General features: G+C 27.1%; 10 protein-coding genes and 1 riboswitch. Of the genes, 2 read left to right on the top strand and 8 right to left on the bottom strand.

Annotated elements, in window-relative coordinates; all coding sequences use genetic code 11:
• Nucleotides 1-72: 72 nt before the first annotated feature.
• Genes L992_RS10515 through L992_RS10530 form a run of 4 tightly spaced genes read right to left on the bottom strand, consistent with a single transcriptional unit; the run spans nt 73 to nt 3,349 of the window.
• Nucleotides 73-861, bottom strand: coding sequence for a DMT family transporter (locus L992_RS10515; RefSeq protein ID WP_052193976.1), 789 nt, complete (start codon nt 859-861; stop codon nt 73-75).
• Complete coding sequence (locus L992_RS10520; RefSeq protein ID WP_047396138.1) at nt 854-1,606, bottom strand: hypothetical protein; 753 nt, start codon at nt 1,604-1,606, stop codon at nt 854-856. Before L992_RS10520 ends, L992_RS10515 begins: the two co-directional genes overlap by 8 nt.
• 11 nt (nt 1,607-1,617) lie before the next feature.
• Nucleotides 1,618-2,451 (bottom strand): serine O-acetyltransferase, encoded by an 834-nt coding sequence (locus L992_RS13365; protein WP_081982873.1) that lies wholly within the window; start codon nt 2,449-2,451, stop codon nt 1,618-1,620.
• A 16-nt stretch (nt 2,452-2,467) separates the two neighbouring features.
• Complete coding sequence (locus L992_RS10530; protein ID WP_047396140.1) at nt 2,468-3,349, bottom strand: PLP-dependent cysteine synthase family protein; 882 nt, start codon at nt 3,347-3,349, stop codon at nt 2,468-2,470.
• 145 nt (nt 3,350-3,494) lie between these two features.
• On the opposite strand from L992_RS10530, the gene L992_RS10535 reads away from it, so the two are divergent.
• A complete protein-coding gene (locus L992_RS10535) occupies nt 3,495-4,889 on the top strand; it encodes a PLP-dependent aminotransferase family protein (RefSeq protein WP_047396143.1) in 1,395 nt (464 codons plus the stop codon).
• Nucleotides 4,890-5,032: 143 nt separating this feature from the next.
• Here the strand turns inward: L992_RS10535 and istB are convergent, their stop codons facing one another.
• The 3 genes from istB to L992_RS10550 all read right to left on the bottom strand — a co-directional run bounded on the left by istB (nt 5,033) and on the right by L992_RS10550 (nt 8,612).
• On the bottom strand, nt 5,033-5,779 hold the full coding sequence (gene istB, locus L992_RS10540) for an IS21-like element helper ATPase IstB (RefSeq protein ID WP_047396146.1): 747 nt from the start codon (nt 5,777-5,779) through the stop codon (nt 5,033-5,035).
• Nucleotides 5,776-7,281 carry an IS21 family transposase gene (gene istA / locus L992_RS10545; RefSeq protein ID WP_052193977.1) on the bottom strand — a complete coding sequence of 502 codons (1,506 nt, stop codon included), beginning with the start codon at nt 7,279-7,281 and terminating at the stop codon, nt 5,776-5,778. Before istA ends, istB begins: the two co-directional genes overlap by 4 nt.
• A gap of 539 nt (nt 7,282-7,820) precedes the next feature.
• A complete protein-coding gene (locus tag L992_RS10550) occupies nt 7,821-8,612 on the bottom strand; it encodes an EFR1 family ferrodoxin (RefSeq protein ID WP_047396148.1) in 792 nt (263 codons plus the stop codon).
• Between the two features lie 130 nt (nt 8,613-8,742).
• Nucleotides 8,743-8,919, top strand: a riboswitch (cobalamin riboswitch).
• Between the two features lie 19 nt (nt 8,920-8,938).
• On the opposite strand from L992_RS10550, the gene L992_RS10555 reads away from it, so the two are divergent.
• Nucleotides 8,939-9,349 (top strand): hypothetical protein, encoded by a 411-nt coding sequence (locus L992_RS10555; protein WP_156110687.1) that lies wholly within the window; start codon nt 8,939-8,941, stop codon nt 9,347-9,349.
• 72 nt (nt 9,350-9,421) lie between these two features.
• Here the strand turns inward: L992_RS10555 and L992_RS10560 are convergent, their stop codons facing one another.
• Entirely contained in the window at nt 9,422-10,219 is a 798-nt protein-coding gene (locus tag L992_RS10560) for a Gfo/Idh/MocA family protein (protein ID WP_231549787.1), read from the bottom strand.
• Nucleotides 10,220-10,301: the final 82 nt, after the last annotated feature.

Below are 10,301 nucleotides of genomic sequence, written 5' to 3' on the forward strand. Positions count from 1 at the left end.
AAAAGATACTTTCTTCATTAATTTGAAAAAAGTATCTTTCCTATTAAACTTTATTAGTTACTAGCTGAGTAGTTACGCTGCAATAATAGGCTGACTTAAAACTAAAACAGATGATAAAGTTATATCAATTTTTCCTATACAATAGCTCAAAAGACCCTGTCCTAAAATTTGAGATACTAAAGCTAATCCTACAAGAGGAAGTATTTCATTTATATTTTTTGGATAGTGTAATCCCTCTATCACATACATAGCTATAAATAGTGTAAGTCCTCCTCCAAATCCACTTATAAATATAATTGTCATAGCATTTATTCTCTTTCTAATATTAGAAACAACTAATAAAAATAATCCATAAAATATTGAGGTAATAAATGCTAACATATCTCCTTTAAAATTATTTATATTTGGATTTAGTTTTCCAGACATAAGAACAACTAGTCCAATCAAAGTTATAAATAACCCAATAATAAAAACTTTTGATAGTCGTTTCTTGTATAAAAAATAAGAAACTGGAATAACTGTAAAAGGAACTAAATTAGCTAATAAATTAGCATTTGCAACAGTTGTTAAATGGAAAGATATATTCCAGAAAATTAAATCTAAAGCTAAAAAAATTCCAGCTAAAGAGATTAAATTCCTATCTTTTTTTGATGTTTTTATTAAATCAGTTTTTACAAACGGATAAAGTATTGGTATCGAAAATAAAATTCTATAAAATGCTGTAGCTATAGGTGGAAGTGAACTTAGTTTTACAAAGATTCCACCAGTTGCTAAAAAACAAATTGCCAAAATGGTTAATAATATAAATTTGCTTTCTAAGGTAACTTTAGAAGTGCTATTAATTGAAGCTCCTTTAATCATTTGAATCACCGTATAAATTAAAAAACTCTTCATTAAAAGGTAATTCAACAATTAGCCTTTCAGATGTTTTTCCAATGCTTTTTCTTTTAATTTTTATTCCAACTAAATCTTTTGTATTTTCACAATGAGTTCCACCACAAGGAACGATATAACTGTCACATTTCCAATATAGAGCCTCATTTTCCTCTGGATGAGAGAATATATTTATTGGAATATTTTTATCTATATATTCATTACAACGAGATTCTATATTAGCTATTTGTTCTGGACTAAATTTGAAATCTATTGAAAAATCAAGTCTTCCATATTTATCAGTTATTTTAGCACCAGCTATTTTTTTATCAATACCTGGAAACATATCTTCTAATACCATTAAAGCAAGGTGTAAACCAGAATGATGAAGAGTTGTTTGAGCTCTTTTTACACTATCTAACTTTATAAGAAATTTTTCTTCTTTTTGGAATTCATAATTACTATCTATATGATGAACAATTTGATTTTCTACCTTTATACTAGGAAAGTCACTTAAGAAAAGATTTCTTCCCTTAATTTTTGTTGTATTATAAAATGGAATCTCAGATCCATCTTTACATCTGATTAAAACTCCAACATCTCCTATCTGCCCACCACCCTCTGGATAAGCAATAGATTTATCAAATATAAGTCCATTTTCTGTTTTCTCCATTAAAACTGCTTCACAAAATGTTTGAAATTGATTTTTATAATATATTTTTTCTGTTTTCATAATCGCTCCTTTTAAATTGTTAATAAAAACTCTTCATTATTTGTAAAATTAATTTTATATTTATTTATCTGATTTTTATAAGTTTTTACAATTATTTCATTTTCAGTAATAACTAAATCATCTTTAATTAAGTTGTCATTTATATAAATATTCATGAATCTTTGATTTAGTTCATCAAAGTAAAGAACTATATGATTATCGTTTTTAATGTAGCCGTTAAAATTTATATTTTTTAAAGTTTCATTTTTTATGAGTTGGACCATTCCTAGAGAAAGAACTTTTGAATTCTTAGGAATTTCATTTCTTATTATTGAATGTGGGGCTATTTTTGTGTTATCGCCTATTTTAATAGAGCCTATTAAAGTTGAAAATCCACCAATTTCAACATTATTTCCAATTATAGGATGTCTATTTCCTAATTTGTTATTAGCTATTTTATCAGCACCTAATATAACTGATTGTAGTATGTAACAATCATCACCGATAATACTAGTTTCACCTATCACAGTTCCTACTCCGTAATCTATCACAAATCTTTTTCCTATCTTAGCGCAAGGATGTATTTCTATTCCTGTGATAACTTTAGAATCTTCTGTAATTTTTCTTGCTAAAATTAAATTATTATCTACTATTGAATTAGCTATTCTATAATATAAAACACTCAGATAAGAGTTATAAGATTCTAAAATATACTCGGGATTATTTTTACTACTTGGATCCTTTTCAGAAAAAGAAATTAAATCTTCATAGGCATTTTCTAAGATATTATCAATTGGAAAAATCTTAAAGTATTCATATTTATTAGCTATTTTTAAAATTTTATTAAGTAATTTAACTTTTAGCATATTTCCCCTCCGTTTTTTATAAATAGCTTCTACCACTATCTGGTGAAATGGTTACTATAACTTTCTCTTTATCTAAACTTTTAGAAAGTTTTAATGCTGCTAATAAATTTGCACCAGATGATATTCCTACAAAAATCCCTTGTTCTTTTGCTAAACGCTCCCTAATAATTTGTACTTCATTATAATCTACAGATATCATCTCATCTATATCAGTTCTATTTATAAATTTGGGGATTACTCCAACTGCTGTTGCTTGAATTTTATGTGGAATAAAAATACCATTAAATATATCACACCCCTCTGGTTGTACTCCAATTATTTTTGTTTCTAAGTTATGTTCTTTTAAACATTTAGATATTCCCGCAATTGTTCCCCCACTACCCATTACAGATACAAAATAATCAATCTTTTTTAATGAATTAATGATTTCTTTTCCTGTGAAAAGATAATGTGAATTTGGATTAGAAATATTTTCAAATTGATTTAAATTTATATATGTTTTATTTTCACTTAAAATTTCTTTTAACTTTATTAGATGGGAGTTATTACCTAATTCATGATTTGAATAAATAATTTCAGCACCATATTCTTTTAAAATATTTATTTTTTCTTTACTGAAATTATCTGGAATAACTAACTTTAATTTATAGCCTTTCAAAGAAGCCGCTATTGCCAATCCAAGACCTGTATTTCCCCCAGTTGCTTCTATAAGTGTATCACCTTTTTTTAACACCCCTCTGTCTTCAGCGTCTCTAATCATTTCAAAACCAACTCTTGTTTTAATGCTTCCCCCTGGATTAAATTCCTCTAATTTTAAATAAATATCAGGATATTGTTCTCCGTATAAATTTTTAATTTTTACAATTGGTGTTCTTCCTACATAATTTAAAATATTCATCCTTTTCTCCTCATTTCTTATTTACAAATATTAAAAAAAATAGTATAACAGTGTTGTCGGTGAAATATATTTTTAATTCTACAAAACTATAACAGTTATGTCAATGTTATATATCAAAAACTGTAGTACTACAGACGGAGGTTTTATGAAAAATAACTCAGCAGAAAAGAAAATACCTATTTACTTAAAAATTTATGAAGATTTAAAAAATAAAATTGAAAAAAATGAATATCCAGAAAACTCTAAATTGCCATCAATTAGACAACTTGCTTTAAAGTATAAACTAAATAATATTACAATTATGAAAGCTTTTACTCTTTTAGAAAAAGAGGGATATATTATAAAAAAACGTGGCATTGGAATATTTGTAAAATCTAAAGAATCTTTATTTTACAATACACCATCTAATAATCTTATTGAAACTTTTAAAGTTGGTCAATTAAAACAAAATAATCTTATTAATTTTGCAAGTGGAACTCCTTCAGAAGATGTTTATCCATTTCCAATTTTTAAAAAATTATATAATGATGTTTTAGAAAAGGATGGACCTAAAATTATGTTATACCATCCTACTCAAGGTTTAGATGAGCTTCGAGAAGTCATTAAGAAAACTGTTGAAGATAAAGGGATTCTTATATCTAAAGATGATATACAAATAACTAGCGGTTCACAGCAAGGATTGGATTTGATATTAAAAACGCTTTCGTCTAAAAGAAAAAATAAAATAGTTGTAGGAAATCCAACTTATCATGGTGCTTTAAATACTTTTAAAACAAATTGTAAAATTTATCCTGTAGAAATGGAAGAGGATGGTTTTAATCTTACTCAATTGGAAGAAATCTTATCTAAAGAAAAAATATCCTTTATATATACGACAATGGATTTTAGCTGTCCCACAGGTGTTTCTTGGAGTGAAGAAAAGAAACAAAAGTTAATTTTATTAGCTAAAAAATATAACACTTTGATTGTGGAAGATGATTTTGCATCAGAGCTTTCATTTTACAATAGCCCTAGAACCTCTATAAAATCTTTAGATTCTGATAATAAGACTGTTATTTACATTAAATCATTTTCTAAAATAATTATGCCAGGTTTAAGATTAGCATATATGATAGCACCAACTGAGCTTATTTCTAAAATAGTGACTGTTAAGTTTACCACAGATATATCGACATCAGCTCTTGATCAAAAAGTTTTAGCTAATTTTTTGAAAGGTAATTTTCTCAAATTACATATAGAAAATCTAATCAAAATTTATAAAGAAAGATATCTTGTTTTAACTGAGAAACTAAAAGAGATACCTTTTTTAGATGTTATTTATAATATTGATGGTGGTTTTTATGTTTGGATAAAACTAAATGATACAATAGATTCGAGTCAATTTTACTTAAAGTGTAAAGAGAATAATATTCTACTTCTTTCTGGAAATGTTTTCTTTTTAGATAATCAGAAAAATCAATATTTCAGACTGAGTTTTGCAACTACAGATATTCCAGAAATTATAGATGGGGTAAATCGTTTAAAAGAAATTTTCTCATAATCTATATTTCCACAGTTTTTACAAATAAACGATAATAAAATGGGAATAAAATTAAAACTATGAAAGTATTGTGAACGTCAATCATATTTGTAAAAAAATGTGATAAGGGTTTACAAATTTTCGTGAGAGGTATTTGTAAGTTTTTACTTGAAGATAGTCTCTCTATTTTCAAGTCGATAACTGTTACCTTTCAGATTAAAAACCTGACATCTATAAACTAGCCGATCTAATATTGCCGTGGCTAGAGCTTCATCTTGAAGAAGCTCTGTCCATTGGCTAAAATCTTTATTTGAGGTTATACAAATTGATGTCTTTTCATGTAATCCACTCACTATTTCAAAGAATAAATTAGCATCTTCTTTAGTTAGTGGAATATATCCAACTTCATCTATCATTAGCACATCACATTTATTCAAGCGATTTATTACTTCTTTGGATTTCCTACAATTGTTCTTATTTTTTAAAAAATATATTAATTCGCTCATAGTAAAAAATAATACATGATATCCTAACTCTGTAGCGCGATAGCCCAATCCTATCATCAAATGAGATTTCCCGACTCCTGGTGGACCAAAGAAGATTAAGTTATACATGTTATCAATCCACTTCATCTCTTTCAAAATATTAATCTTAGTTTTATCAATCGATTTTTGAAAAGTTGTATCAAAAGATTCAACCTCTTTTGTATAAGGAAATCTTGCTCTTTTAATTCGATTTCTTAAAGCATCCTTTTCTTTACGCTCAACTTCAGCTTTTAATATCTTAAAAAGAAACTCTTTATATGTTTCACTTCCTTGTTCTGCTTCTTCGATGAATTTCATGATACTAGTTTTTAAAGTAGAAAGTTTTAGTTGGTTTGCCATATCTCTTAAAATATCTAAATCCTTCATAACCCTTCCTCCTGTATATTTTGATATTCTGAAATACTACGTGTATTCACATCACAAATTTTTGGAATTAAATCACTTTGTAAAATTTCCTCTTTTTTAACAGAAAAAGAGTTTTGTTTAACTTTTAAAGATAATGTTCCTAATGACAAATCACCTTTTAAAAGAGAATATTCCACTCCTCCAACTAAAGCATTTAAGGAAAATTCATTTCCTAGTTTCTGTAGCTTAACTAAATTTCTTCTAACATTTTTAGGATCAGATATTACTAATTTTTCAATGTATTCTAATATACGCTCATTATATTTAAACTGTTCAAACACTTCAGTTTTTAGTTCTGAAACTTCTTTATCAATCTGTCTATGATAAGGTTCTTTTTGAATCAGTTTTCCTTTTCCAGTAGCCATTTTATATGAAATTATTAAATTTAAATCTAACGTTTTAATTTCAAGTAAATCACCAACAATATTTAAAACTATATCTTTATGAGCGCTGTATGTTCCCTTCGGTAAAGAGTAACGATTACCTTCATAAGAAATCGTATTGTCTTTTTTCACTCTGTGTTGTATAATTGGGATGTCTTTAGATAAGTGCTTATCAGAAAGGTATTGTCTTTCCAGGGAAAATACTTCTGAGGGCACTTTTTTTGTTGTCTGATGGACTTTCGTATTTCCTGTACCCTCTAACCATCTATGAAAAGCTGCATTAAGATTATCGATACCTTTAAACGTTCTATGGTTTGCAAAATTAAACTTAAAATATTTAACAACAGCTTCTATTTTCCCTTTACTTTCAGGATCGTAAGGCTTACAGAACACAGGATTAAACTTAACTTTTTTAACATACTCTTCAAAAGCTTTACAGAGCTTAAAGGTTCCATCTTCATTTTCATTTACTAAAGCAACTTTAGTTCTATCATATACAATCTCTTCTGGAATACCTCCAAAATATTGAAAAGCTTTGTTATGAGCCTCTACAAAATCTTGAGCATTAAATGGCTTATCTTGCCAACATCCATATTTATATCTTGAATGTGATAACATCATAGCAAAAGTCCATACTTTTACAGGATTATTTTCAACATCATAAAGAATAATTTCTCCAAAATCCACTTGCGCTTGCTTCCCCATAGGAAGTTCTTCTACAGCTACATATTCACGTTCTTTCAATTTTTTATTAAGATTATTTTTTTCTCTCAATTTAGCGACATAATTTCTAACACTGCTTTTGCATAAATCAAAATTAATATGCTGTTCTTTTAAACGGTCATAAATTTGAGCAGCGGTAAAATCTTTGTAAGTTATTAAAAATCCTAATATTTCATCTTTGTATTGATCTAATATTGATTTTGATTTATTTTCATTAAGTTTTTTTACAAGATTTAAGAAATCTTGTTCGCTCATATTCCAATATCTTTTAACAGTTCTAGTATCAATATTTAATTGTTTAGCAACTTGAGATTCTTTTAATTTTTTAATTTCTTCAAACATATACAGTCCTTTCAAAGCAGTCATCTCCTTGTAATTTAATGACTACTTTTATTACAATATTTTTTAGAAAAAATCAAGCATTCTCCTCTCACAAAAATTTACATTGTTCTCTCACGAAATCTTACAATCTATTATATCAGTCACAGTATAAGGCCTTGGTTCATTTTTTTCGAAAAAAGTCACTTTTTCTTTGATTGAGTTAACAAAATCAATGATTTAAATAAATAAAAAGTATTAATGCCTAAAAAAGTGTTTTTCAATGAAAAAAATCAAAAATTTGATATTGAAGAACAAAAAACTGATATAAATATTTTAAAAAAACTGTAAGAAAGTCTAAATTAAATAAAAAAGGGATATCAAAGTTTGGTATCTCTTGATTTTATTGACTAAAAAGGCTAATTGGTGCAAAAGGACAAAAAAAACGACTCGGGGCCTACAGGGGTAAATGTTATAAAATATAAAAAATGCTTTAGAGATAGGAATTAATTTTTGATACCGCAATAGCTTATCAAAACGGCAGTGCTGAAAATAAAGGTTGAAAAATAAAAAGTGGTTTAACTACCACTTTTTTGTTTTATTAATTCGGTTACTAATATATATGGATTTTTATATCTCATGTTATGTTTACTTTTCTTACCACACGATATTGCTATTGTCGGACAAAGATTTACACAAGCTAGGCACTCTTCACAGCTATTTTGCCAACTCGGAATTTCATTTTCTAATTTAATATTATCTACAGGACAAACTTTTTCACAGATTTTGCAAGTGATACATTTTTCTTTACTCACTTCAAAACTTTTATGAGTTCTCTTCAATCCTAATCTCCAAAATTTATATATAAGTAAAAAAATTGGATATAAAATAATGTGACTTTTATTATAACTATTTTGTTGATTAGATATATTTTTTGAAATTAGTTTCATTTTGGAACTAGATTTTTCTAGATCAATTTTGGCATCACTTTCTGATAAAGGTTTAAATAACTTTAAATAATTATCTGGCATATGACAATATTCTGAATAATTTAACTTAGTACTCTTATTTTTTAAAATATTATTTATTTGTTGAAATGGAATACCATATCCGCTTCCTCCACATGTGGCTATTGCAAATATATATTTAGCATCACCTATCTCTATATTTTTTATAAACTTTTCAACTAATTTTGGAATCCCCATAGCATATATCGGAAATAAAAAACCAACTTCGCCTTCTATTTTTATATTTTTATCTAAAACTTCAGCTATATTTACTAAATTGTATGAACAATTATCTTTTAAAAATTTTGCTAAATATAATGTATTTCCAGTTCCTGAAAAATAATAAATAGTTTTCATATTCATTTGTTTTTATCTCCTCTCTCTTGTATATTTTTTATTATAGTATATATTATCTATTAGTATCTGTATAGATTAATTAAAAAAATAATTTGACAAAACCATATAAAATGAGTTATAAAAGTATTGAAAAAATTAAATTTTAAAATTTTTAGGTGCTTAGGCATAACAAGGAAGTAGGTGAGATTCCTACACAGCCTCCGCTACTGTAATGAGGATGAAACTATGTTAACCACTGGAATACTATGTTCTGGGAAGGATAGGAGTAAAATGATTCTAAGTCAGGAGACTTACCTAAAAATTACACAAAAATTGTTAGGAGTGAACAAGGAGTGAATATGAGTAGAGATCTAAAATGGGATTATGAAAAATTTAAAAAGTTTGACAGTTTTATCAGAGAATTTAAAACTTATAGTGATGTGCTTCAATTTTTAAATGATGTTCTTATTACTATGAAAGGCAAAAAAGAATTTGTTAATAATATTACAAAACTTAGCGCTGAAGAGCAACTTTTACTTTTTTATCTAAAGAAAAAAAAGAATTTCAAAAATATTAAGGATTTCTATAAAGATTATATTGAATTTTGCCAAGAGTGTTATATTTTATTAAATAATAATCTATATGAATCTAGAAAATGGGAAAAACAAGCTGTTTTTCATATTAATCAAAAAAGTAATTTTTTAATTAAATTAGAAACGATTCAAGCTAATTTAATTTCTATTCAAAATAATTTTTTGAACTAAAATAAACTTTTAAATAAAGTAGATATCTTAAAAATAATTTTAAGACATCTACTTTTTTAATTTAATTAATTTTTATTTTCTTTCTTCAGGATAAACTAATCCCCATTCTTTACGAAGATTTGTCATTATATCCATAACCTCTTTTGTTATTTCTAAACGAGTAATTGTAGATTCTCCCGCTATAGCTTTTTCCATATCAAGCATTTCATAATAAAGAGCCTCTTTAGTATCTCCTATTTCAATGATCTCTGTGGCTCCTGTTTCTGTATAAACAATTGTAGCTTTCTGAGCTCTTGGATACTCCATTATTTCAACATATCCTTTATCACAAGATATTACAGCACGTTTAGGTTGTTTTGAATGTAGTGTCAAAGCTATTGTTGCCATCTCTTGTTTCTCATTCATCAAAAGTATTCCAGCCTGCTCATCCACTCCTGATGGAGCAAATTTTACTTGACTCGATACCTGTGTTATTTTCGCAGACATAAATAATCTAGCAAATGATATTGCGTATACACCAATATCTAAAAGAGCTCCTCCTGCAAGATTGGGATTAAAGAAACGATTTTCCATATCATATTCTTTATAACTTCCGAAGTTTAATTGAATCATTCTAAGCTCACCTAATTTTCCAGAATCAATCCTATCTTTTAACTCTCTATAAATTGGCATATGGAAAATTGTCATAGCCTCAGCTAATACAACATTTTTTTCTTTAGCCAAAGTAATAGCTCTATCTAATTCTTCGCTATTTAACGTAATAGCTTTTTCACAAAGAATATGCTTTCCATTCTCAATCGCTTTTAACATAAAATCAATATGAGTATTATGAGGTGTTGTAATATATATTACATCTACATTCTCGTCCACAAACAATTATAGCAATAGGTAAGGCTTTGAAGTTATCTCCACCTTTTCCCCTGCTCCACACCGTGCATGCGACTTTCACCGC

It is taken from the genome of Cetobacterium sp. ZOR0034 (assembly GCF_000799075.1).
Lineage (GTDB): Bacteria > Fusobacteriota > Fusobacteriia > Fusobacteriales > Fusobacteriaceae > Cetobacterium_A.

Excerpts from the sequence above, each read along its gene's own strand:
- L992_RS10515 (WP_052193976.1), bottom strand. The coding sequence starts at position 861 with ATGATTAAAGGAGCTTCAATTAATAGCACTTCTAAAGTTACCTTAGAA.
- L992_RS10520 (WP_047396138.1), bottom strand. The coding sequence starts at position 1,606 with ATGAAAACAGAAAAAATATATTATAAAAATCAATTTCAAACATTTTGT.
- L992_RS13365 (WP_081982873.1), bottom strand. The coding sequence starts at position 2,451 with ATGCTAAAAGTTAAATTACTTAATAAAATTTTAAAAATAGCTAATAAA.
- L992_RS10530 (WP_047396140.1), bottom strand. The coding sequence starts at position 3,349 with ATGAATATTTTAAATTATGTAGGAAGAACACCAATTGTAAAAATTAAA.
- L992_RS10535 (WP_047396143.1), top strand. The coding sequence starts at position 3,495 with ATGAAAAATAACTCAGCAGAAAAGAAAATACCTATTTACTTAAAAATT.
- istB (WP_047396146.1), bottom strand. The coding sequence starts at position 5,779 with ATGAAGGATTTAGATATTTTAAGAGATATGGCAAACCAACTAAAACTT.
- L992_RS10550 (WP_047396148.1), bottom strand. The coding sequence starts at position 8,612 with ATGAATATGAAAACTATTTATTATTTTTCAGGAACTGGAAATACATTA.